The sequence below is a fragment of the Collimonas silvisoli genome (assembly GCF_018305005.1).
GTDB classification, from domain to species: Bacteria; Pseudomonadota; Gammaproteobacteria; order Burkholderiales; family Burkholderiaceae_D; genus Collimonas; species Collimonas silvisoli.
This window is the reverse complement of sequence record NZ_JAGQEG010000034.1, coordinates 31,976-54,612: the sequence shown is the minus strand read 5'-3', so window position 1 is coordinate 54,612 and position 22,637 is coordinate 31,976. Positions and strand designations below refer to the sequence as shown.

The 22,637-nt window shown below is 60.2% G+C and carries 19 protein-coding genes; 9 read left to right on the top strand and 10 right to left on the bottom strand.

Features of this window, described 5'->3' with window-relative positions:
* The first annotated feature begins 125 nt into the window (after positions 1-125).
* From KHU33_RS11555 to rmuC, 7 genes are all read left to right on the top strand, one after another.
* A complete protein-coding gene (locus tag KHU33_RS11555) occupies positions 126-2,012 on the top strand; it encodes an MFS transporter (protein WP_211462991.1) in 1,887 nt (628 codons plus the stop codon).
* Positions 2,013-2,080: 68 nt separating this feature from the next.
* Complete coding sequence (locus KHU33_RS11550; protein ID WP_230414200.1) at positions 2,081-3,151, top strand: nucleoside hydrolase; 1,071 nt, start codon at positions 2,081-2,083, stop codon at positions 3,149-3,151.
* Between the two features lie 127 nt (positions 3,152-3,278).
* Positions 3,279-4,370 carry a chorismate synthase gene (gene aroC, locus KHU33_RS11545; protein ID WP_211462990.1) on the top strand — a complete coding sequence of 364 codons (1,092 nt, stop codon included), beginning with the start codon at positions 3,279-3,281 and terminating at the stop codon, positions 4,368-4,370.
* A 205-nt stretch (positions 4,371-4,575) separates the two neighbouring features.
* Positions 4,576-5,160 (top strand): DUF4126 domain-containing protein, encoded by a 585-nt coding sequence (locus tag KHU33_RS11540; protein ID WP_211462989.1) that lies wholly within the window; start codon positions 4,576-4,578, stop codon positions 5,158-5,160.
* Positions 5,160-7,661 carry an ABC transporter permease gene (locus KHU33_RS11535; protein ID WP_211462998.1) on the top strand — a complete coding sequence of 834 codons (2,502 nt, stop codon included), beginning with the start codon at positions 5,160-5,162 and terminating at the stop codon, positions 7,659-7,661. Before KHU33_RS11540 ends, KHU33_RS11535 begins: the two co-directional genes overlap by 1 nt.
* Before the next feature lie 59 nt (positions 7,662-7,720).
* Complete coding sequence (locus KHU33_RS11530; RefSeq protein ID WP_211462988.1) at positions 7,721-8,158, top strand: group II truncated hemoglobin; 438 nt, start codon at positions 7,721-7,723, stop codon at positions 8,156-8,158.
* Positions 8,159-8,197: 39 nt separating this feature from the next.
* Complete coding sequence (gene rmuC / locus KHU33_RS11525) at positions 8,198-9,670, top strand: DNA recombination protein RmuC (RefSeq protein WP_211462987.1); 1,473 nt, start codon at positions 8,198-8,200, stop codon at positions 9,668-9,670.
* Between the two features lie 19 nt (positions 9,671-9,689).
* On the opposite strand, the gene KHU33_RS11520 is transcribed toward rmuC, so the two are convergent.
* The 6 genes from KHU33_RS11520 to KHU33_RS11495 all read right to left on the bottom strand — a co-directional run bounded on the left by KHU33_RS11520 (position 9,690) and on the right by KHU33_RS11495 (position 17,520).
* A complete protein-coding gene (locus tag KHU33_RS11520) occupies positions 9,690-11,090 on the bottom strand; it encodes an MFS transporter (RefSeq protein WP_211462986.1) in 1,401 nt (466 codons plus the stop codon).
* Positions 11,091-11,232: 142 nt separating this feature from the next.
* Positions 11,233-12,054, bottom strand: a complete 822-nt coding sequence (locus KHU33_RS11515) for an ATP-binding cassette domain-containing protein (RefSeq protein ID WP_211462985.1) — start codon at positions 12,052-12,054, stop codon at positions 11,233-11,235.
* A gap of 30 nt (positions 12,055-12,084) precedes the next feature.
* On the bottom strand, positions 12,085-13,194 hold the full coding sequence (locus KHU33_RS11510; protein ID WP_211462984.1) for a FecCD family ABC transporter permease: 1,110 nt from the start codon (positions 13,192-13,194) through the stop codon (positions 12,085-12,087).
* 4 nt (positions 13,195-13,198) lie between these two features.
* A complete protein-coding gene (locus tag KHU33_RS11505; RefSeq protein WP_211462983.1) occupies positions 13,199-14,158 on the bottom strand; it encodes a heme/hemin ABC transporter substrate-binding protein in 960 nt (319 codons plus the stop codon).
* Positions 14,098-15,192 (bottom strand): hemin-degrading factor, encoded by a 1,095-nt coding sequence (locus KHU33_RS11500; RefSeq protein ID WP_211462982.1) that lies wholly within the window; start codon positions 15,190-15,192, stop codon positions 14,098-14,100. Before KHU33_RS11500 ends, KHU33_RS11505 begins: the two co-directional genes overlap by 61 nt.
* A 51-nt stretch (positions 15,193-15,243) precedes the next feature.
* Positions 15,244-17,520: a TonB-dependent hemoglobin/transferrin/lactoferrin family receptor gene (locus KHU33_RS11495; protein ID WP_407928273.1), complete on the bottom strand. Its 2,277-nt coding sequence runs from the start codon at positions 17,518-17,520 to the stop codon at positions 15,244-15,246.
* A gap of 531 nt (positions 17,521-18,051) precedes the next feature.
* Here KHU33_RS11495 and KHU33_RS11490 point away from each other — a divergent pair.
* A complete protein-coding gene (locus KHU33_RS11490; protein WP_211462981.1) occupies positions 18,052-18,315 on the top strand; it encodes a hypothetical protein in 264 nt (87 codons plus the stop codon).
* 128 nt (positions 18,316-18,443) lie between these two features.
* On the opposite strand, the gene KHU33_RS11485 is transcribed toward KHU33_RS11490, so the two are convergent.
* Positions 18,444-18,839, bottom strand: coding sequence for a VOC family protein (locus KHU33_RS11485; protein WP_211462980.1), 396 nt, complete (start codon positions 18,837-18,839; stop codon positions 18,444-18,446).
* Positions 18,840-18,871: 32 nt separating this feature from the next.
* Between KHU33_RS11485 and KHU33_RS11480 the strand changes: the two genes are divergently transcribed.
* Positions 18,872-19,291, top strand: a complete 420-nt coding sequence (locus tag KHU33_RS11480; protein WP_211462979.1) for a DUF1810 domain-containing protein — start codon at positions 18,872-18,874, stop codon at positions 19,289-19,291.
* 37 nt (positions 19,292-19,328) lie between these two features.
* On the opposite strand, the gene moeA is transcribed toward KHU33_RS11480, so the two are convergent.
* The 3 genes from moeA to moaA are packed head-to-tail and all read right to left on the bottom strand — an operon-like array spanning position 19,329 to position 22,421.
* Entirely contained in the window at positions 19,329-20,660 is a 1,332-nt protein-coding gene (gene moeA / locus KHU33_RS11475; RefSeq protein ID WP_407928272.1) for a molybdopterin molybdotransferase MoeA, read from the bottom strand.
* A gap of 4 nt (positions 20,661-20,664) precedes the next feature.
* On the bottom strand, positions 20,665-21,285 hold the full coding sequence (mobA, locus tag KHU33_RS11470; protein ID WP_230414196.1) for a molybdenum cofactor guanylyltransferase MobA: 621 nt from the start codon (positions 21,283-21,285) through the stop codon (positions 20,665-20,667).
* An 11-nt stretch (positions 21,286-21,296) separates the two neighbouring features.
* Positions 21,297-22,421 carry a GTP 3',8-cyclase MoaA gene (gene moaA / locus KHU33_RS11465; RefSeq protein ID WP_211462977.1) on the bottom strand — a complete coding sequence of 375 codons (1,125 nt, stop codon included), beginning with the start codon at positions 22,419-22,421 and terminating at the stop codon, positions 21,297-21,299.
* Positions 22,422-22,637: the final 216 nt, after the last annotated feature.

Below are 22,637 nucleotides of genomic sequence, written 5' to 3'. Positions count from 1 at the left end.
CACCACACGTTTTGGTTTGAACGCATCTCCCAAATCATATGTCAACAGGCCCTAGAATAAGCTTCAAAAATACCAAAACAATAATTCGTCGTCGCTGCCCTGGCGCGCTTTCCATTAGCTCATCTATGTCCAAATCCAGCCAATTCACTTTGCTCCGCCAGCGACGCTTCGCTCCTTTCTTCTGGACCCAGTTTCTTGGCGCATTCAACGACAATGTATTCAAGACCGCCTTGCTGACGATTTTGACCTACGAAGCGTTGAGCTGGACCAGCATGGACGTCAATCTGCTGAACAACCTGATTCCCGGCTTGTTCATCCTGCCGTTTGTGGCGTTCTCGGCGACCGCCGGCCAGTTGGCCGACAAGTTCGAGAAATCACGCCTGGCGCGCTACGTCAAAGTGCTGGAAATCATCATCATGGCGGTCGCCGCCGCAGGCTGGATGACGCATACCTTGTGGCTGCTGATCCTGGCAGTGGTCGGCATGGGTGTCCATTCGACCATCTTCGGGCCGGTCAAGTACGCCTATCTGCCGCAGCAGTTGCGCCAGGATGAACTGGTCGGCGGCAACGGCATCATCGAAATGGGCACCTTCGTCGGCATCTTGCTGGGCGAAGTGCTGGGCGCGGTACTGGTGGTGCACAAGCCGCTGGGCATTGAGCTGGTGGCCGGCGGCACGCTGGCGATTGCAGTGCTCGGCTGGCTGTGCAGCCGCGGCATTCCGTTGACGCCGGCAGCCGAACCCGGACTGAAAATCAACTGGAACCCGATCACCGAAACCGCGCGCAACCTGGGCTTTTCCCGCAAGAACCGCCCGGTGTTCCTGGCCATGCTGGCCAACTCATGGTTCTGGTTTTACGGCGCCATCGTGCTGGCGCAGTTTCCCTTGTACGCAAAAAATTATCTGCATGGCGACCATAGCGTTTTTGTGCTGCTGCTGACGGTATTCTCGCTCGGCGTCGGCGCCGGCTCGTTGTTGTGCGAGCGTTTGTCGGGCCACAAGGTGGAAATCGGGCTGGTGCCGTTTGGCGCGATCGGCCTGTCGGTATTCGGCCTCGATCTGTTCCTGGCCAGCCTGGCTTACACCAATACCGCAGCGGTCGACATGGCAGGCTTCGTGCAGCAGCACGGCAGCTGGCGCATCCTGTTCGACTGCGTGATGATCGGCCTGTTCGGCGGCTTGTATATCGTGCCATTGTTTGCGGTGATCCAGACCCGTTGCGACCGCCGGCATCTGTCGCGCACGATTGCCGGCATGAATATCATGAACGCGCTGTTCATGGTGGTGGCGGCGCTGGTGGCGATGGTGCTGCTGCAAGCCGGGTTTACCATCCCGCAGATTTTCCTGGTCACCGCGACTCTCAATGCGCTGGTCGCGCTGTATATTTTCACGGTGGTGCCGGAATATCTGGTGCGTTTCGTGGCCTGGATACTGATTCACACCATCCATCGGGTCCATACCGTCAACCGCGACCGCATCCCGGACGAGGGCGCCGCGGTGCTGGTCTGCAACCACGTCAGTTATGTCGATGCGATCGTGATCATGGCGGCCAGTCCGCGGCCTATCCGGTTTGTGATGGATCACCGGATTTTTAAAATCCCGGTGCTGGCCTGGCTGTTCAAAACCGCCAAGGCAATTCCGATCGCACCGGCCAAGGAAAATCCGGAGCTGATGGAGCGCGCCTTTGCGCAAATCGCTGCGGCCCTCGAAGACGGCGACCTGGTTTGTATTTTCCCGGAAGGTAAATTGACCAGCACCGGCGAAATGAACGAATTCCGCGGCGGCATCAAGAAAATCGTCGAACGCACGCCGGTGCCGGTGATTCCAATGGCCTTGAGCGGCTTGTGGGGCAGCATGTGGACCCGCAGCGCCGGCAATCCTTTCCATCGCTCGTTCAAGCGCGGGCCGCTATCGGCCTTGCAACTGGCGGTGGGCGAGGCGGTCGCGCCGGCTCAGGCGACACCGGAATATTTGCAGCAGCAAGTGCAGACTTTACGCGGCGCCTGGCAGTAAATCGGACAGCCTGCGACTGCCGCCTGTGCCTGAATGCGTTAATCACAGACTTGATGAAAGAACCGAGAATGAAGAAAAGCTCGCTGGAGGAGGGCAGCATGGCTCGCCGTAGTTTCCTGACCCAAGGCGGCAAGCTGCTGAGCGGCGGCCTGTTGTTAAGCGCGATGCCGATGACCTCGGCGCTGGCGGCGCCGGCCGTGTCCGTACCCTTGATTATCGACACCGATCCCGGCGCTGACGATGTGATCGCCTTGCTGCTGGCCTTGTCCGCGCGCGACAAGCTGGACGTGCGGGCGCTGACCACGGTGGCCGGCAATGTCCAGCTGCGCTACACCTCGCGCAACGCGCGCATGGTGCGGGAATGGGCCGATCGTCCGGATGTGCCGGTATATGCCGGCAGTGCCCGACCGATGCTGAGGACGCCTATTTATGCCGCCGAAGTGCATGGCGCTGAAGGCGTTACCGGCGTCCAGATATTCGAGCCGAAACAGCCGCTGGCCAAAGGCAATGCGGTGCGGTACCTGATCGATACGCTGCTGGCGGCCAAGCCGCAAAGCATGACAATCGTGACGCTGGGGCCGCAAACCAACCTGGCCATGGCGCTGATCGAAAATCCCGAGATCAGGCAGGGTGTCAAGGAAATCGTGATGATGGGCGGCGCTCATTTCAACGGCGGCAATATCACGCCGGCGGCGGAATTCAATGTATTTGCCGATCCGCACGCCAGCGACGTGGTGTTCAAGAGCGGCTTGCCGATCACCGTGATTCCGCTGGATGTAACGCACAAGATGCTGACCAGCCCGGAGCGCATAGAGCGCTTGCGCAAGATCGGCAACCAGGCCGGCAAGATCGCCGCCGACATACTCGACGCCTATGTCGAGCACGACATCAAGCAATACGGCCTGCCCGGCGGCCCGGTGCATGACGCCACCACCATCGGCTATCTGCTGCGGCCGGAGCTGTTCAAGGGGCGGATGGTCAACGTCGAGGTCGATACCCGGGAAGGGCCGACTTTCGGCCAGACCGTGGCCGATTATTATCATTCGAGCAAGCGTCCGGAGAATGCGCGCTGGATTACCGAAGGCGATACCCAGGGCTTTTTCGACTTGCTGACGGCGCAATTGGCAAAGCTGCCTTAAGTCCGCCGGCCGGGCGCAGTTGAATCCTGGAATGGCAGAAAAGCAATGATTGCAGCGCCCGACTTACTATCAAGGCTGCGGCGCTGGTAAAATCACATTTTTCAGCCTCTTTCTCTGGATTATCACCATGCCCGGCAATACCTTCGGCAGTCTGTTTAGCGTCACCAATTTCGGCGAATCCCACGGCCCCGCCATCGGCTGCGTAGTGGATGGCTGCCCGCCGGGCCTGGAGCTGTCCGAAGCCGATATCCAGCCCGACCTGGACCGCCGCAAACCCGGCACTTCGCGCCATGTGACCCAACGGCAGGAGCCGGACACGGTGGAAATCCTGTCCGGCGTCTATGAAGGCAAAACCACCGGCACTCCGATCGCGCTGCTGATCCGCAACCAGGACCAGCGCAGCAAGGATTACGGCAATATTGTCGATACTTTCCGTCCCGGCCACGCCGATTTTACCTACTGGCAAAAATACGGCATCCGCGATCCGCGCGGCGGCGGCCGTTCCTCGGCGCGGTTGACGGCGCCTATCGTCGGCGCTGCCGCCATCGCCAAGAAATGGCTGTTGCAGCAATACGGCACGACTTTCAAGGGCTGCATGAGCCAGCTGGGTGAAATCCCTATCGCTTTCGAATCCTGGGAGCATGTGCCCAACAACCCGTTTTTTGCCGCCAACAGCAGCCAGATCGCCGAACTTGAGGCGTATATGGACGCCTTGCGCAAGGATGGCGATTCCTGCGGCGCGCGCATCGATATCGTCGCTTCCAAGGTGCCGGTCGGCCTGGGCGAGCCTTTGTATGACAAGCTGGACGCCGAAATCGGCTACGCCATGATGGGCATCAACGCCGTCAAAGGCGTGGAAATCGGCGCCGGGTTTGCCTCGGTGGCGCAAAAGGGCTCGCAGCATGGCGATGAAATCACCCGCCACGGCTTCCTGACCAACAATGCCGGCGGCATTCTGGGCGGCATTTCGAGCGGCCAGGACATCACCGTATCGATTGCCATCAAGCCGACTTCGAGTATCCGCACGCCGCGCCAGTCGATCGACAAGCAGGGCAATCCGGCTACGGTGGAAACTTTCGGCCGCCACGATCCATGCGTGGGCATCCGGGCGACGCCGATTGCCGAGGCGATGCTGGCTTTGGTGCTGATGGACCATGCCCTGCGCCATCGCGCCCAATGCGGCGATGTGCGGGTCGCGCCGCTGGTCGATTCCAAGTAATCCCAAAATAAATCCAAGATAAATCCACACTGCGCCGCCGGGCTCCGGCGGCGACCTTCTTTTCTTTCTCCTCGCTTCTGTGGCCCCGTGGCCGATTTGGCCGGCGAGACGACTAATCTTGCGCGGCTATTGCAGGTTTACGTTACGCTAGTCACGAGTGTGCTGAAATCTGAACAATGGACCGCATCCGCCGAGAGGGGACATCATGATCGATACACTATCTAGCGCTGCGCTTGCCGGTGGCTTGTCCTGGGCCAGCGGCATCCGCCTATATATGGCGCTGTTCATCGCCGGCTGGTTCGGCCGCCTCGGCTGGATCGATCTGCCGCAGGCGCTGCAAATACTGGAATCGCCATGGGTGATCGGCGTTACCGGCTTGCTGGCCACCATCGAGTTTCTGGTAGATAAGATTCCCGGGCTCGATTCGGTCTGGGACGCGGTCCATACCTTTATCCGGATTCCGGCCGGCGCGATCCTGGCGGTTGCCGCCATGGGCCACATGGACCCTGCCTGGACCACCGTGGCGGCACTGATAGGCGGCACTTTCGCATTGGGCGCGCACGCCACCAAGGCCGGCAGCCGGGCCATGATCAACACCACGCCGGAACCGTTAAGCAACTGGGCCGCCTCGTTTTCCGAAGATGCAACCGTGCTGGGCGCCTTGTGGGCGGCGTTTTTCCATCCCTGGTTATTGTTTGCATTTCTGCTCCTGTTTTTCCTGTTTGCGATCTGGCTGCTGCCTAAACTTTGGCGCGGCCTGCGATGGGTTTTTCATAGGCTCGCCACATGATATTTATGCAGTCTCTACGCATGACCCGGCGCGATTGGCGCGCAGGCGAATTACGTTTCTTGCTGATCGCTTTAATCGTGGCCGTTGCCTCCTTGTCGGCAGTCGGCTTTTTTGTGGACCGGATGCGCGCCGGCCTGAACCGCGATGCGCATCAGTTGTTAGGCGCCGATTTGCTGATCTCTGCCGATCAGCGCATCACCCCAGCCTGGCGCAGCGAGGCTGAACGGCGGCAACTGACCCTGGCCGATACGGTAGTGTTTCCCAGCATGGCCATCGCCGGCGATGGCGACAGCGCCAGATCCCAGCTGGCCTCCTTGAAAGCTGTCACCGCCGGCTATCCCTTGCGCGGCAGCCTGGTGGTTGCTGATCGGCTGGGTGGAACTGACGAAAGCACCCGCCAGATTCCCGCAGCAGGGACGGTATGGCTGGACCCCAATATGCTGACCGCGCTGAATCTGGCGGTGGGCGATCCGCTCAAGCTCGGCGACCGCACTTTCAAGATCGCCAAAGTGCTGGTGGTCGAACCCGATCGCGGCAGCGGTTTCATCAACTTTGCGCCCCGCGTGATGTTGTCCATGGCCGATCTGGCGTCCACCAACCTGATCCAGGACGGCTCACGCGTTACCTATCGCTTGCTGCTGGCCGGCGCATCGCAGCAAGTGCAGGATTTCCAGAAGTGGGTAGAGAGCGATATCGGCCGCGAAAATCTCAAAGGAGTGCGCATCGAGGGCCTGGAAAACGGCCGTCCTGAAATGCGCGCAACGCTGGATCGCGGCCAGCAATTTTTGTCGCTGGTCGGGCTGTTGTCGGCGCTGCTGGCGGCGGTTGCGGTGGCGATGGCGGCGCGCCGTTTCATGCTGCGTCACCTGGATGCTTGCGCCATGTTGCGCTGCCTGGGTTTGACGCAGAACCAGGTGACGCAATTATATTTACTGGAATTCCTGCTGGTCGGCCTGGCTGGCAGCCTGATTGGGGTAGGGCTGGGTTTCGGTGCGCATTTCATGTTGCTCGATCTGCTGGGTAAATTTGTCGCCCGCGATTTGCCGGGCGCCAGCGTGATGCCGGCCCTGCAGGGCTTGATCACCGGCCTGCTGCTGCTGATCGGCTTCGCCTTGCCGCCTATCCTGCAACTGCGCAATGTGCCGCATAACCGCGTGATCCGGCGCGAACAGGATGCGCCGCAAGCGCTGGTGCTGCTGACCTACCTGCTCGGCACACTGACATTTGTCGGCTTGCTGTTATGGCAGGCGGGCGATGTGAAACTGGGTTTGCTGACGGCGCTCGGGTTTTTGGGCGGCTTCGGTCTGTTCGCCTTGCTGGGCTGGCTGGCGCTGAAAGGTTCGCGTCATGTGCGCAGCTTGTCGCGCCATCCGAGCTGGCGTTTTGCGCTGACCGCGCTGCAGCGGCGGCCGGTGGCAACCATCGTCCAGATCGTCGCCTTGTCGCTGGGTTTGATGGCGTTGCTGCTGTTGACGGTGATCCGCGGCGATCTGATCGGCGCCTGGCGCCAGGCGACGCCGGTCGATGCCCCCAACCGTTTTGTGATCAATATCCAGGACGATCAGCGCGCCGATATTACGCAGCGCTTGCAAGCGATCGGCATCGCCCAGCCGCAGCTGTTCCCCATGATCCGCGGCCGTCTGACCCAGGTCAACGGCAAGCCGATCACCGCCGACACTTATCCCGACGACAGAGCCAAGCGCCTGGTCGACCGCGAGTTCAACCTGTCCACCATGAACCAGCTGCCGCCGCAGAATACGTTGACGGCCGGCCGCTGGCTTGACGATAGCCAGGCCGCCGCCTCGGTGGAAGAGGGCCTGGCCAAGACCTTGAACCTGAAGCTCGGCGACAAGCTGCAGTTCGACATCGCCGGCCAGCTGGTGAGCGCGCCGATCACCAGCTTGCGCAAGCTGGAGTGGGGCTCGATGCGCGTGAATTTCTTCGTCATTCTCAATCCCAGGTTGATGGCCAACATGCCGCAAACCTGGATCACCGCTTTCAATTTGCCGGATGCCCACGCCAATTTCGGTAATGCATTGACACGCGATTTTCCCAATCTGACGGTGGTCGATATCGGCAGCGTCATCAAGCAGATCCAGGGTGTGATCGATCAGGTGGCGGCGGCGGTCGAATTCCTTTTCCTGTTCACCCTGTTATCCGGCGCACTGGTGCTGTATGCGGCCCTGGTCGGCTCGCAAGACGAGCGCACCCGCGAAGCCGGCCTGCTGCGCGCACTGGGCGCCACCCGCAAGCAATTGTCGCAATCGCAATGGATTGAGTTCGGCTTGATCGGCAGTCTCGCCGGTTTCCTGGCAGCCAGCGGCGCTGCGGCAACCGGCTGGGCCCTGGCGCATTATGTTTTCAGCTTTACCTGGACCTTCAGTCCGCTGGTATGGCTGGCCGGGATGGCGATTGGCGCGATTTGCACGTTTGTCGGCGGCTGGGTCGGTTTGCGCCATGTGCTGAATCAACCACCCCTGCAAACCTTGCGTGAGGCCTGATGTCGCGCTCTCCTGCGCCAATTCGGGGATAATGCCGGCTTACGCTATCATTCTTCGCCATGACTACAGAACACACCACCCCCGCCAACGCGCCAGCGGATCAGGCGCAGGCCAGCCTCTACGACATGATAGGCGGCGCCGGCAAGCTGCGCGAACTGGTCGACCGCTTTTACGATCTGATGGATCTGGAACCGCAATTTGCCGTGATCCGGGCCTTGCATCCGACTACGCTCGAAGGGTCGCGCGACAAGTTCTACTGGTTTTTAACCGGCTGGAGCGGCGGCCCCGATTTGTATATAGAACGCTTCGGCCATCCGCGCTTGCGCGCCCGCCATCTGCCGTATGCAATTGCAACGCCGGAGCGCGACCAGTGGCTGCGCTGCATGGCGCTGGCGATGCAGGATGTCGGCATGGAAGAACGGCTGCAGGAGCATTTGCTGACTTCTTTCTTCCAGACTGCCGACTGGATGCGTAACAAGGCCGACGTCCAGCCGTGATTTTGCAGTAATCCGCAGTTTCAATTTATTTAAGAACACATGACATCATCAGAATTGCTCATCTTGCTCGTCGTTGCCGCCGTCATCATCGTGCTGCAGATTATTGCCATCATGCGTAGTTCGCGAGGCGTAGATCCGGCGCAGCAGCTGACGCAATTGCAAAACGATCTGCAACGCCATCAACAGGATATCGGCGAGCGCCAGCAGCGTGAATTGCGCAGCGAGGTGCAAACCAGTGCACAAGGCATGCGGCAGGAACTGGGCAGCAATTTCGGCCAGCTGCAGCAAACCCTGGCGGCGCAGATGACCAGTGTCGCCACTTTGCAAAACAACCAGATCGATACTTTTGCCCAGCAACTGGTCAAGCTCAACGAAACCAACGCCCAGCAACTCGACAGCATGCGGCTGGCGATGAACCAGCAGGCGCAGACCAACCGCGAAGAACAGGCGCAGTCGCTGAAACGCTTCGGCGATACCCTGAACCAGTCGCTGGCGGCACTCACCGAATCGAATGCGCAACGGATGGCCGAGGTGCGCGCCACGCTGGAAGCCAAGATCACGGATCTGCAAAACGACAACGGTTTGCGTCTGGAAGAAATGCGCAAGACGGTGGATGAGAAACTGCACGCGACACTCGAACAGCGTCTGGGCGAATCGTTCAAGATCGTTTCCGACCGCCTGGAAAAAGTCCATCAGGGCTTGGGCGAGATGCAGCAGCTGGCGATCGGCGTCGGCGATCTGAAGCGGGTGCTGACCAACGTCAAGACCCGCGGCACCTGGGGCGAAGTGCAGCTTGAAATGTTGCTGGAGCAGGTGCTGACGCCGGAGCAATACGCCAAGAATGTGGAAACCGTTCCTGGCAGCGGCGAGCGGGTCGAGTTCGCCATCAAGCTGCCCGGTAACGATGACGGCAATACGCCGGTATGGATGCCGATCGACGCCAAGTTCCCGAAGGAGCAATACGAACGCCTGGCCGAAGCCGCCGACCGCGCCGACGCCGAAGGCGTGGCGCTGGCTTCGCGTGAACTGGAGCGTGCGGTGCGCGGCGAAGCCAAGACGATTGCCGAGAAATATCTGTCGCCGCCGCTGACCACCGATTTCGCCATCCTGTTCTTGCCGACCGAAGGTTTGTATGCCGAAGTCATGCGCCGTCCTGGCCTGGCTGATGAATTGCAACGGGTGCACCGGATCAGCATCGCCGGGCCATCCACATTGTCGGCCTTGCTGAACAGCCTGCAAATGGGGTTCCGCACGCTGGCGCTGGAGAAGCGCTCTTCGGAAGTGTGGCAAGTGCTGGGTGCGGTGAAAACCGAATTCGGCAAATTCGGCGATGTGCTGGCGGCCACCAAATTGACCTTGGAACGGGCCGCCAAGAATATCGATCAGGCCGAAGTGCGCAGCCGCCAGATGGCGCGCAAGTTGAAATCGGTAGAGGCCTTGCCGAGCGAGGCTGCGCAGCGCCTGCTTGGCAAAGAGCCCGAGCCGGAGCTGGCGCCCGACGACGAAGCTTGAGCGCGGACCGCGCTATACCCTAGTCCGCGGACAATTCCTCCAAGGCCATGCCGCGCGTTTCAATCCCCAGGAAAAACACCAGCGCAGCGGCCATCACGAAACATAAGGCGCCGACCGTAAACACTCCGCCCTGGCCCCAGCTCGGCAATACCACGCCGACAATATAAGGCCCCAGCAAGGAGCCGACGCGGCCGATAGCGGAAGCGAAGCCGGAACCGGTGGCACGCACGCCGGTGGCATACAGTTCCGGCGTGTAGGTGTAGAGCACGGCCCACATGCCAAACAGGAAGAACTGCATGCACAGGCCGCTCGCGATCAAGGCATTTTCATGGCCGCTCATCGCGCTTTTTCCATACAGGTAAGCCATCAGCGCGCCGCCCAGGAGCGCTGCTATGCAAGTTGGCTTGCGTCCCCATTTTTCGACCAGCCAGGCAGCAGTCAAAAAACCAGGGATGCCGCCCAGGGAAATCAGAACGGTGTACAGCACCGATTTGGTTACCGCAAAACCGGCTTGCTGCAATAGGGTGCCTAGCCAGGTGGTCAAGCCGTAGAATCCCAGCAGTGCAAAGAACCACAAGCCCCAGATCATGACGGTCCGGCTGCGATGCAGCGGCGACCACAGGGCCATGAAGGAGTTGCTGCGCGCCGCGAGCGGAGCCAGAGACAAGGACCACAGCGGCTCGGGCAGGGTGTCCAGCTTAAGGCTGCGCATCACCTTGCTTTCGAATTTGTGCAATACCGCTTCCGCTTCCTGCTGGCGTCCGGCATGTTCCAGCCAGCGCGGCGATTCCGGAATGTAGCGGCGCACTACCAGCAAGAACAAAGCCGGTACCGCCAGTACCGCAAACACCGTGCGCCAGTTGTAAGAGGACAGCACAAAGTAAGAAACCAGCCCGGCGCAGATAAAGCCCAGCGGCCAGAAACCATCCATCAGCGCCACATATCTGCCGCGCGCTTTGGCCGGAATGAATTCCGACATCAGGGTTTGCGCCACCGGGAACTCCATCCCCATGCCCACCCCTAGCAGGAAGCGATACAAGCCGAGCGTGGTGACATCCGGCGCCGTCGAGCACAAGTAGCTGGATATGCCCCAGATAATCATGCTGACCTGGAATACCGATTTGCGGCCGAAGCGGTCGGCCAGCATGCCCGACATCGCCGCTCCCAGCACCATGCCGACAAAACTCATGCTCGCCAGTGCGCCCGCGGCCTGGGTAGACAGGCCGAATTCGGTTTTGATCGACCCCAGCACAAAGGTCATCATGCCCAGGTCTATCGAATCAAAGAAAAATGCCAGCGCGATGATGAAAAAAATCATCCTGTGATAGCCGCTTACCGGCAAACGTTCAAGCCGCGCTGCCGCTTGTGAACCGCGGGTTGCATCAAATGTTGTATCGAGTGGCCTTGCCGTTCCGTCCATATTGTTCTCCCCGGTGAAGAATATCCTCCCTTGATTCTGTTGCAATCGGGCTGGCGGGGGGCTGCATGGAACGACATTTACGAGCACATATGCGTCGGAAAATATGAAAAATAAGCAAGAGCGGGGAGTCCAGAGCTTGTCGTCAAGCCATGCAAGGCATCGCGAACGGCGGTTTGCCGGCCTGCAGGATCACCTCGACGTCGATCCCAAGGCAAGTCCTGACCACATGCGGCGTCATGCTCAACGTGGGTGTGTCCTGCACCAGCAACGTACCGTCCGCCAGCCAGGCCAGTTGATCGGCATAACGCGCCGCCAGGTTGGGATCGTGCATGATCGCCAGTACGCCGATATTCCATTCTTTGGTCAACCGCCGCAGGGTGCCGAGCAGATGATGCTGATGCGCCAGATCCAGGGCTGCGGTTGGTTCATCGAGCAGCAGATAACGTGCGCCAGGCAGCGACCCGCCGTTGACATGTTGCGGCCGCAATTGCGCCAGCACCCGGGCGAATTGCACCCTTGCCAGTTCGCCGCCGGAGAGCGTGGTGACATCGCGCTCTGCCAACGCAACGGCGCCGGCCAGAGCCAGCGCTTCCATCGCGATCAGGCGATCGTTAAGAGTGCGGCCGCCGCTGTGCGGGTAACGGCCCAGCAAGGCGATTTCCATGGCCGTGAATGGAAAGGAAAACTGCACGCTTTGCGGCAGCACCGCACGCATGCGCGCCAGTTGCTGCGGTGTCAGGCGGACCAGGGGCGTGTCATTGATGGCAATGTCGCCGCCCAGTTGCGCTCCGCTGTTTTGCAGCTTGCCATGGAATTCACCGGACATAGTTTTTAGCAAGCTGCTTTTGCCGGCGCCGTTACGGCCCAGCAAGGCGACAATCTGGCCGGGCTGAATCCGCAAATTCAAGTTGCGCAAGATGGTTTTGCTGCCGCGTCGCAAGGAAAGATCGGTTGCCGTTAACATAGTTGCTTTCCAGATGGTTTAAACATACTGTTATAAGCCCAGCTGGCCGCGTCGCCGCCATAACAGCACGATGAAGAACGGGCCGCCTAGCAGCGCGGTTAGAATTCCCAGTGGCATCTCGGCCGGCGCCGTCACGGTGCGAGCAACCAGATCCGCCGCCAGTGTCAGCACCGCGCCGAACAGCATGGCGCCGGGCAGCACCAGACGTTGGTCGGGACCGCAGGCCAGGCGGATGCAATGCGGCGCCACCAGCCCGATGAAACCGATGGTGCCGGTGCAAGCCACTAGGCCGCCTACGCACAGGGAGCTGGCGATCAGCACTTGGCGTTTGATGCGTTGGACTGGGACGCCAAGGTGCTGCGCTTCCGCTTCGCCCAGCAACATTGCATTGAGGGCGGCTGAGTTACGCGCCAGCGCTGCCGCGCACAGCAGGACTACCGGCGCCGCTACCGCTAGCAAAGACCAGTGGGCGCTGGCCAGGCTGCCGAGATTCCAGAAAGTCAGGGTACGCAGTTGGGCGTCGCCGGCGACATAGCTGAGTAAGCCGATGCCTGCCATCGACATGGCGTTGAAAGCGATCCCTGCCAGCAGCAGTATCGGCAGCGCCAGCCGGCCGCGCGCCGCACCTATGCGGTACACCAGCATAGCGACCGCAAGTGCGCCGCCAAAGGCCGCCAGCATTGGCGCATAGATGCCTGCCAGCTGCAGCGCCGCCGGCCACAATGCGGTGCCGAGCACGATGGTGGTCGCGGCGCCGAGGGCAGCGCCGCTGGAGACGCCGATCAGGCCTGGATCAGCCAGGGGATTGCGAAACAAAGCTTGCAGGGCGCTGCCGGCGGCGCCGAAACCGCAGCCCACCAGAACTGCCAGCAACACGCGCGGCATGCGGATATCGATCAGCACCGCGCGCGCCTGCGTCTGCGCAGCTGAGAGCTCGGCGCCGGGCCATAGCAACAGCGGGATCTGCCACGGATCAATGCGGTACGCGCCTAGTCCTGCGCAAAGCAGTATGGTCGCCAGCAACAGCAATACCAGCCCGACCAGAACTGCACGCTGGCGATGCTGGCGCGCTAACGCCAGCGGCGACTCTGTCATGCTATGCGGCTGTGCCTGGGGAGCTGCGGAATAAGAAGAAGACATACGATCAGTTCACCAGATGATCTGAGAGACGGCGTAAGGCCAGCGGCAGGCGTGGCCCGAAGCCGAGCAGCAACAAGCTGTCCATATCGGCTATCACGCGCCGGTTGCGCACTGCGGGTGTAAGTGCAAGACCTGGTAACTTGAGCAATTGATCCATGCCGCCCATGGCAGCTAGTCCTTCGCTGGTGATCATCAACACATCGGGCGCCGCCGCGATGGCGCTTTCTGCAGTAAGAGGCTTATAGCCTTTGAAGCCGTCCTTGCCTCCTAATGCGTTGGTTGCGCCGGCATAGCGGATCATGGCGTCAGCAGCGGTCTCGCGTCCGGCCACCATCGCCTGCGTGCCGCTATTGCTGAGGATGAACAGCACGCGCGGCGCGGGCTTGCTTGTCGGTTGCTGACGCCTGTTCTGCACCGTGTTTAGAGCAGCCTGCCATTCACTATCGAAGCGTTGCAGCAAGCCGGCGCCGCGTTGCGGAACTCCGAGCGCCGCGGCGGTTCCGCGAATCTTGTCGCGTACCGATTGCACATCATGCTGCTCACCCAGTGTAATGACGGCGACGCCAGCCGCCGCGATTTGTTGCAACGCAGTTGGCGGACCGGCTTCAGCTGAGGCTAGCAGCAAATCCGGATGCAGCGATAGCACGCCCTCTGCCGATAATGAGCGCTGGTAGCCCATCTTGGGCAAGGCCAGCGCTGCGGCCGGATAGGTGCTGGTGGTGTCGGCGCCGATCAGGACTGCGTCGGCGTCCAGCGCATACACCACCTCGGTGATTGCGCCGCCGGCCACCACCACGCGGCGTGGCTGCGTTGCCGATGCGTCCAGAGCGGGCAGGGCGCTCAACAGCAGGCCGGCTGCGCCGCCGCTCAACAGCAAGCGCCGTTGTCTATCGATGTGCGGTTTCACGCTTGCGCCTCCGCCAGACTGGCTGCCAGCGGCAAGTCCAGGACCGCTGCGCGCCATGCGGCCAGCTCGGGCTGGCCCGGTTTGCGAACACCGAACAGCATCGCGATGGTGTTGCCTTCATGGTCGAACAGTTCGAGCGAAGTGATTGCGCCGTCGCTGGTCGGTTTGCTTACCACCCAGCTGGAAGCAATCAGGTCTTCCCGCAAATGCAGGTTGAAGCCTGGGTCCAATATGTTCAGCCAAGGACCCATCACCTTGATGTTGCTCACCGCACCGGAATGAATCTGGATCATGCCGCGGTTGCCGACGAAAACCATGATAGGCAAGGCGCTGGCGGCCGCCTGTTCCAGGATGGTGCGAGTAGCGCTGTTGTCGACCTGGCGCACGAATTGCGGCGGCGCCAGCCGCAGCGCCTGGGTCCGGCTCACACCGAAATCGCGCAGCAGGCCGAAGAACTGATGGGTATCGCTCATGCCTTTCCAGGCAGCGCGGAAGCCGTCGCCGTCGATCTCGGAATCAGGCGTGTCGATGGCTGCCGGCGGCATCGGCTCCACTGTCAAGCCGGGCTGCTGATCCGGATCGCGCCAGCGCGCAACCAGCGCATCGAAGGCATCGTGATTGCTGTGCTCGCGCAAGAACACCTTGTGTACGGCCGCGCCGTGCAAGTCGTAGAACTGCAGGCTTTTTTGCAGCGTCTTTTCAGGGCCGCGCACAACTTCTTCAATCACCGCGCAAGCGAAGCGCCATTGTTTGTAGAAAATCCGCAAATCGATGGCTTCGCCCAGCGCCAGCCCGACCTGATCGTTATGGCTCATTTTTTGATAGACGCCGTCTTTTTCATGCACCGCGCTGTCGTTGCGGGTCAGCGCCATGACCGGGCCGAGCAGCGGCACCTCTTCAAACAGTTCGACAAAGCGCGGTAATAACCTGATTGCCTCGGCGCCTACGCAGGCAGCGAGAGCCTCGCCCTCAGGGACGCCGACCGCGGCGGCGGCATCGCGATTGCGCAGCTTCTGCTCGCGTTTGGCATTTAAAAAGTCCGCGCGCAGTTGTTGCTGGCTGCGTTGTTTGTCATGGCTGGTGATAGACATTGTTTTCTCCTGGTGCGGGAAATGAGAGTGGTGCTGGGATTAATACTGAAATTAATATTGAAACTTCAAGCCGACATTAAAGCTGCGGCCGGGGGCGGTATAAGCATCTTTGACGGTCGAGCTGTCAGCCAGGCCGCGCACGTCCGACCAGTTCCAGTACTGGCGATTGAACAGGTTGCGGATGCCGGCAAACAGCGCGACGTTCTTGCTGATGTTGTAGCCGCCGCGCAGATCCATGACGAAGGCGGCCGGCGGTGCGAAGTCGGTCTGCTTGCTCATGTCGCTGCGGCGTTTGGCGCTTTGGTAGATGAAATCGGTTTGTCCGTACCAGCGTTCGCTGGGTTCGTAGCGCAAGCCGAATACCGCCATGAAGGGATTGACGGTATCTAGCGGCTTGCTGCTGCCGTCGGCGCCTTCGGTATGGCCCTTGGTATACGCCATGCCGGCCTTGAAACCAAGGCCATTGGCCAGTTGCCAGTCGATTCTGGCCTCGGCGCCGCTGATGCGGGCGCGGGCGCGATTGACGTATTGATAAATGGACGGATCGACAAACGGCCGGCCGCTGCCGCTGACTATTTCTTGCGAAATGAAGTTGCTGTAGCGGCCGGTGAACACCGCCATGCTATAGCGCAAGGTGTCGTTGCTGCCGCCCAGTTTGCCGCGCAAACCGAGTTCAAAGGTGTTGCTGGTTTCCGGTTTCAGATCTGGATTGCCGATGGTCGCGTAGCCGTAGATCGGATTGCCGAAACTATTGTTGACCTGGTCCGGCGTCGGCGTGCGGAAGCCGCGTGCGTACTGGACGTAGGGCAGCAGCGCCGGGTTGATTTCGTACATCAGGGCCAGCCGTGGCGATACCGCGTTGCCGCTGGATTTGGTGGCCTTGCCGGTAAAAGACGGATCATTCTGGTCCGGCGTCAAGCGATAACCGTCGAAGCGCAAGCCGGGCGTGACGCTGAGCGCACCGTTTTGCGACAGGCGGATTTCATCCTGGATGAAAGCGCCGAACAATGAGTAATCGGTATTCGGGAAAGCCTTGTTAGGGAACGGCGATTCGCCGACGCCGGGAACGGTGCCGTCGCGCAGTCCGCTGATGCGCGCTGTGCTGAGGTCGAAGCCGTACACCAGCTTGTGCTGCAGGCTGCCGCTGGCGAAGCCGCTTTCCGCCTGCGCCGAGCCGCCGTAAGTGCGCTCCTGGTAAGTGTTGTCGCGGGTGCGATCAACCGCCGGGAATCGATCCTCAAAGGAGAACTGGTGATTCTTGGCGTCCTGGTAGTAGATCTGCGCGTGGGCGTTCTGGAAATAAGGATTGCCGCCATCCTTGAAGTCGTAGGCCAGGCTGTAGCGATTGCGCTCCAGTTTGTCGTTGGCGCGCAGGGCGAGGGTGCTGGCGGTGACGGCTGACAGCACGTTGGAGTCGGTTTTTTGTTCCTGATGGTTGATCGCGGCGGTGAAAGTGTCTTGTGCGCTGGCCTTGAACACCAGCTTGCCGAGCAGCGCATTGCCATGCACGTTTTGCGGATTGGCGGTATCGCGGTTGGGGCCGAGGATATTGCGTGTGCCCTTGGTGTCGACCTCATGGCCATCGCGCTTGTTAGCAATCAGCAAGCCTTCGAAACGCTCACCGCCAAAGGCGGCGACGGCGGTGGTCGAGGTGCTGCCATCGGTCGAATCGTAAGTGGGCTTGATCGAGAAATAAGTCGGTTTGTTGAAAATCTTCAGGAAATCGGAGGGATCCTTGGTGATGAAATTGACCGCGCCGGTCAAGCCGTCGCTGCCATACATGGCCGACGCCGGCCCGCGCAGGATTTCCACCCGCTTGTACATATCCATCTGCACATAGTCGCCGCGGCCCGCTTCCAGCGGCCCGAACGAAAACGCGCTGGGCAGGCGGATGCCGTCTTCCATCAACAAGATCCGGTTGCCTTCCAACCCACGGATATTAATGCCCTCGTTGCCGCCGCGGCCGCCGGCAGCGGCGGCCGACGATGGCCGGTAAGGTCCGCGCCGCACGGTCACGCCCGGCTCGTAGCGCAGCAAGTCCTTGACGTCTCGCGGCTGCTGCTCTTCGATAGTCTCGGCATTGATGACCGAAATGCTGCTTGGCGTCTGCGCCACTGCGGTCTCGCTGCGGGTGGCTGTCACCGATATTTCATCGAATGTGCGGTTGGTGGCGTAGTTGCTGCTTGCCAGTTGCGTCTGGTTGCCGCTGACCTGCGCCAAGACCGGCATCGAGGCCACGGCGAAAGTGGCGAAGGTGGCGGAAATGGCAAGGTTCGCGGCCGTGGGCAATCCCGGTAGCGAAAAGCGGATCGAATATAAATTGTACAAAAGCGTACTCCAAGGTCAATAAAAACTGCTTATTGGCTGGCGACGCGGAACTGGCGGCTGGCTGGAAAGGTGGATGCTTTGTGGGCGGGCGAGGTGATGCTGAGGTATCGCCGAGGGCTTATTATAAATGAGAATAATTATTATTTACAATGGCGGGATTAATAAGCATTGTCCGCATGCTTGTCGGCAAGATGGGAGGGGGACTATCGAGGGCATTCCAGTGATTTTGCGGCAACCGTGCCGAGTGCGATTGCCCCGCTTGGTCGTCAGGAACATGCTGCGGGATAAATCATTTTTTACCACGATTCGTGCTCTTGCCGGCGGGAACAAGCGGCCTGCCAGTTACAACTGGTAGCAACTAAGCATGATGGGAAATAGTGAAGCGATAAGCTCTTGCCTATACTACGGATATATAGCAATGGCAGGCGTGTGGTGTTGAATATCTGCGCATTTGCTTGCGAAAAATAGAAAAATAGAAAAATCGGGGTTCACCGAAGTTCGTTGAACGGAACAGAAAGGAAGGAGCTTGTTATGCGTATGCTCATGTTTTTGGCTGCGATCACTCTGCTGGCCGGTTGTGCGACAGATGCCGAACGTGCCGCACAGGCGCAGCGCGATGTTGACCAGATGATGCGGATTTATGGCCCGGCTTGTCAGAAGCTTGGCTATAAAAGCGATTCCAACGAGTGGCGAGGCTGTGTGCTGCGGCTGGATACAAAAGACAACACCGAACGTTACCCGACGACGACAACTTGCTTTGGCCATCCTGGTTTATTCCAATGCTCGACATTCTGAAGCCAGCGTCTTGTCATAGCTAGAGCCGGATTTTTTGCAGGGCATCAAGCCGTGAGTTGATGTCCTGCTTTAACGTGGCGGCTCTGCATCTATCCTTGATTTTGCTCGCAGCTTCGCAGAGCCAAGCCCTAAGCCGCTGCATCGTGACAGCAAACGCAGAGCTTGTTGCCGTCGGCGTCGCGGAAGTAGGCGCCGTAATAATTTGGATGGTATTCCAGGCGCAAGCCAGGCGGCCCTTCGCACAGTCCGCCGTTGCTCAAAGCGGCAGCATAGGCGTTGTCGACGGCAGTCCTGGTCGGGGCCAGCAGGGCGATCATCTGGCCGTTGCCGGCAACTGCGGTTTCACCATTGTAGGGTGCGCCGATGATGAACAGAGGACGGGCCTTGCCGCTCGTCATCCAGGCCGCCCATGGTTTGTCTGCATCGCAGAATTTGAGCTGCAGATCCAGTTTTTCCATGATGGCGGAATAGAAACCGAATGCGCGCTGAAAATCGGTGACGCCGACAAAGACATGAGAGATCATGGGTTTTCCTTTTCGATATGGGGGAGAAAGACGTGAACGATCAATACAATCTGCAACGCTTCGTGGCTGCGCAACAGCCGATCTTCGATATCGTACGCGAAGAACTGAGCCAGGGCCGCAAACGCAGTCATTGGATGTGGTTCATTTTTCCTCAGATCGAGGGACTGGGCCACAGCGGCATGGCGCACAAGTATGCCATCTCCTCGCTGGCGGAAGCCAGGGCGTATCTGGAGCATCCGCTGCTTGGGCCGCGGCTGCGAGAGTGCAGCCGGCTGGTTGCTGCCGTGGATGAGCGTTCGATAGAAGAGATTTTCGGTTACCCGGACTATATGAAATTTCAATCGTCGATGACCTTGTTCGCCCAGGCTGCGCTCGACAATCAAATATTCAACCAGTGCTTGCAAAAATACTTTGACGGAGAACCTGATGCGTCCACGCTTTCCCGCTTGTGATCATCTGGCTCGACACGCGCGACCTGAGATTGCAGGTTTAGACCAGGCCGTCAAACAGAATCACTTCAACCGCGTCGCCGCTGGCCACATCGCCTTGTTCATGCGCCAGCACGATCATGCAATTGGCTTCCGCCATCGAGCGCAAGATGCCCGAGCCTTGCGCTGCGGTCGGGCGTACGCTCCACTGGCCATCGTTCATGCTGAGAATGCCGCGTTGATATTCGGTGCGGCCCGGCCGTTTGCGGATGCCGACGGCTGCGGTAGCGCGCATCAGCGGCAATGGCGCGGCTTGCGCGCCCATCATTTGCAGCAGGGCCTCGCGCGCGAAAAAATAAAACGACACCATGACCGCCACCGGATTGCCGGGCAGGCCGAAGAACAGTGCCTGTTTGCCGCCCGACGTAATGCTGCCGAATGCCAGCGGGCGGCCGGGGCGCATGCCGATTTTCCAGAAGGCGACGTCGCCTAGCTGCGCCATCATCTGTTTGGTGTGATCGGCGTCGCCGACCGAGACGCCGCCGGAGGTGATGATGGCGTCGGCATTTTCGCAGGCGCTGCGGAAAGCGTTTTCCAGCGCTTGCGGATCGTCGCCGACTACGCCCATGTCGATGATGTCGCAACCTAACCGTTGCAACATGCCGTACAAGGTGTAGCGATTGGAATCGTAGACGCAGCCGGGATCCAGCGCTTCGCCGACCGAGCGCAGTTCATCGCCGGTCGAGAAAAATGCTACGCGCAGCCGGCGCCTTACCGGGATTTCGGCGATGCCCAGCGAGGCCAGCAGACCGAGATCGGCAGGACGCAGGATGCGGCCCTGGCTGATGGCCGCTGTGCCGGCTTGCAAGTCTTCGCCTGCGAGGCGGCGATTGGCGCCTGGCTTGACGGCTGCCGCCGGGATGGTGATGAAAGCGGCCTGGCTGCCGGCTGGGATGCTTACAAATTCCTGCGGGATCACGGTATCGGCTCCGTCCGGCATCAGGGCGCCGGTCATGATCCGGATCGCCTGGCCGCTGGCGAGCGCTCCCTGGTAGGCGCGGCCGGCGTGGGCGGTGCCGGCGACGGTCAGCACGGTGTCTGCATCGTGGCGCAGATCGGCGGAGTTGAAGGCATAACCGTCCATGGCCGAGTTGTCATGCGCTGGGACGTCGATCGGCGAGATGATGTCGCTGGCCAGCACCCGGTCGAGGGCGCTGCGCAGCGCAACTTTTTCAATCGCATTGACCGGCGTGATGCAGGCGCTAATGATGGCCTGCGCCTGCTTGACCGGCATCGCATGCGGATCGTAGTCCGACATGCAACTGGTCAGCGCGGACAAGGACGGCTGGGCTGGACGGGCATTCGAATTGGTTATTTCACTCATTGCACGCATCGCATTATCGTTGTTGTAGCTGTTCTCGGGTATTGATGTTACGGAAGGCGTCGGCATCGGTAAACAAGGTTTCGCAGTAATTCAGGCGGCGATACCATGTCTCCATCTTACGTCCGCCACCTTGCAGGTAGTCATTGAGATTGGTCAATAAACCGGTTTTCAGCAGCATGAATACCGGTTGCGGCCGGATTGTCTGATAGTGGTCTTCGCTAGTGCTGGCCACCGCCAGGTCGGTATCTGCGCTGACCAATGCTTGTGCCAGGTGTTGCACCAGATCGTGCGGCAGATAGGGGGAATCGCAGGGCGCGGTGACCAGGTAGGGGCTGGTGCAATGCTGCAGGCCGGCCTGCAAGCCTGCCAGCGGGCCGGCAAAATCGGCTTGCTCATCTGCCCAGACCGGATGCCCGAACGCCGCGTAGCTGTCCTGATTGCGGTTGGCGTTGATGATCAAACTGCTGACCTGCGGCGCCAGGCGCGCGATGACATGCGCCACCATCGGTTTATCGCCGAGCAGAACCAGGCCCTTGTCGGCACCATCCATGCGCGTGCCGCGGCCGCCTGCCAGTATCAAGCCGGTGATATTTAGCGCAGTGGGAGCGGGGTGGGTTTGCATGGCGTGGCTCATGTGCAATTTTCTCAACCGCCTATGTAGGACATTTCCACTTTCTTCCTGGCTGGTGTCAAACCTTCGGTATTTTGCGTCCGCAATTCAGAGTAACGATCATCGCGCGCGCGCCACAGCTGGCCGATCACGCTGGAGATTTCGCGGTCGCTGCATTCGCTGCGCAGCAGGGCGCGCAGATCGTGGCCGGCGCTGGCGAACAGGCAGGTGTAGAGCTTGCCTTCGGTCGACAGGCGGGCGCGCGAACAGTCGTGGCAAAAGGCCTGGGTGACGCTGGAGATCAGGCCGATTTCGCCGACGCCGTCGGCATAGCGCCAGCGCTGTGCGGTTTCGCCCAGGTAGTTGGCGGCTAGCGGCTGCATCGGCAGTTCCGAAAGAATCCGTTGCGCGACTTCGGCAGAGGGCACCACTTCATCCATCTTCCAGCCGTTGGAGGCGCCCACGTCCATGTACTCGATAAAGCGCAGGATATAGGGCGTGTTCTTGAAGTGGCGCGCCATCGGCAGGATTTCCTGATCGTTGACGCCGCGCTTGACGACCATGTTGACCTTGATCGGGCCGAGCCCGACCTGATGCGCAACCTCCATTCCATGCAATACCTCGGCCACCGGGAAATCGGCGTCGTTCATGCGCTGGAAGATGTTTTCATCGAGTGCGTCGAGCGAGACGGTGACGCGTTTCAGGCCGGCGTCTTTCAGCGCCTGGGCTTTTTTCGCCAACAGCGAACCGTTGGTGGTCAGGGTCAGGTCGAGCTCTTTGCCGTCCGGCGTTTTCAGGGCGCTGAGCATGGCGATCAATGTTTCGATGTGCTTGCGCAGCAAGGGCTCGCCACCGGTCAGGCGGATTTTATGGACGCCGTGGGCGACGAATAAACCGGCCAGGCGGGTAATTTCTTCAAATGACAGCAAAGCGGTGTGCGGCAAAAATGCATAATCCTTGTCGAACACCGCGCGCGGCATGCAGTAGATGCAACGGAAATTGCAGCGGTCGGTGACCGAGATGCGCAAGTCGTGCAGCGGCCGGCCCAGCTCATCGGCGATCAGGCCGGTCGGCGTTTCCAGGATGGAGGGCAGGGTCGGTGGCAAGGACGGCGGCAAAAAACTGCGGCTATCGATCAGCGGGATGACTTTTCTAGTCATGGTGTGTGTCTGGGAAAATGTGCAATGCCTTGCATCTGTATATATGGCAACTAAGAGGTGACAACTACGGGGTAACAACTCTTAGAAGATACCATGAGCGTCATTTTTTAGCTCAAGAAGTCTGCTGAAGCGCAGCAAGCGCGGCAGTTCTCGCAATTCTGAACATATCGTCCGCGCCAGACGTGACAAAGGGAGTCTGGGACTCCCTTTGTTGTA

Bases quoted from the DNA above. Each gene is read 5' to 3' on its own strand.
- KHU33_RS11555 (WP_211462991.1), top strand. From the start codon at position 126: ATGTCCAAATCCAGCCAATTCACTTTGCTCCGCCAGCGACGCTTCGCT.
- KHU33_RS11550 (WP_230414200.1), top strand. From the start codon at position 2,081: ATGAAGAAAAGCTCGCTGGAGGAGGGCAGCATGGCTCGCCGTAGTTTC.
- aroC (WP_211462990.1), top strand. From the start codon at position 3,279: ATGCCCGGCAATACCTTCGGCAGTCTGTTTAGCGTCACCAATTTCGGC.
- KHU33_RS11540 (WP_211462989.1), top strand. From the start codon at position 4,576: ATGATCGATACACTATCTAGCGCTGCGCTTGCCGGTGGCTTGTCCTGG.
- KHU33_RS11530 (WP_211462988.1), top strand. From the start codon at position 7,721: ATGACTACAGAACACACCACCCCCGCCAACGCGCCAGCGGATCAGGCG.
- rmuC (WP_211462987.1), top strand. From the start codon at position 8,198: ATGACATCATCAGAATTGCTCATCTTGCTCGTCGTTGCCGCCGTCATC.
- KHU33_RS11520 (WP_211462986.1), bottom strand. From the start codon at position 11,090: ATGGACGGAACGGCAAGGCCACTCGATACAACATTTGATGCAACCCGC.
- KHU33_RS11515 (WP_211462985.1), bottom strand. From the start codon at position 12,054: ATGTTAACGGCAACCGATCTTTCCTTGCGACGCGGCAGCAAAACCATC.
- KHU33_RS11510 (WP_211462984.1), bottom strand. From the start codon at position 13,194: ATGTCTTCTTCTTATTCCGCAGCTCCCCAGGCACAGCCGCATAGCATG.
- KHU33_RS11505 (WP_211462983.1), bottom strand. From the start codon at position 14,158: ATGGCGCGCAGCGGTCCTGGACTTGCCGCTGGCAGCCAGTCTGGCGGA.
- KHU33_RS11500 (WP_211462982.1), bottom strand. From the start codon at position 15,192: ATGTCTATCACCAGCCATGACAAACAACGCAGCCAGCAACAACTGCGC.
- KHU33_RS11490 (WP_211462981.1), top strand. From the start codon at position 18,052: ATGCGTATGCTCATGTTTTTGGCTGCGATCACTCTGCTGGCCGGTTGT.
- KHU33_RS11485 (WP_211462980.1), bottom strand. From the start codon at position 18,839: ATGATCTCTCATGTCTTTGTCGGCGTCACCGATTTTCAGCGCGCATTC.
- moeA (WP_407928272.1), bottom strand. From the start codon at position 20,660: ATGCGTGCAATGAGTGAAATAACCAATTCGAATGCCCGTCCAGCCCAG.
- mobA (WP_230414196.1), bottom strand. From the start codon at position 21,285: ATGAGCCACGCCATGCAAACCCACCCCGCTCCCACTGCGCTAAATATC.
- moaA (WP_211462977.1), bottom strand. From the start codon at position 22,421: ATGACTAGAAAAGTCATCCCGCTGATCGATAGCCGCAGTTTTTTGCCG.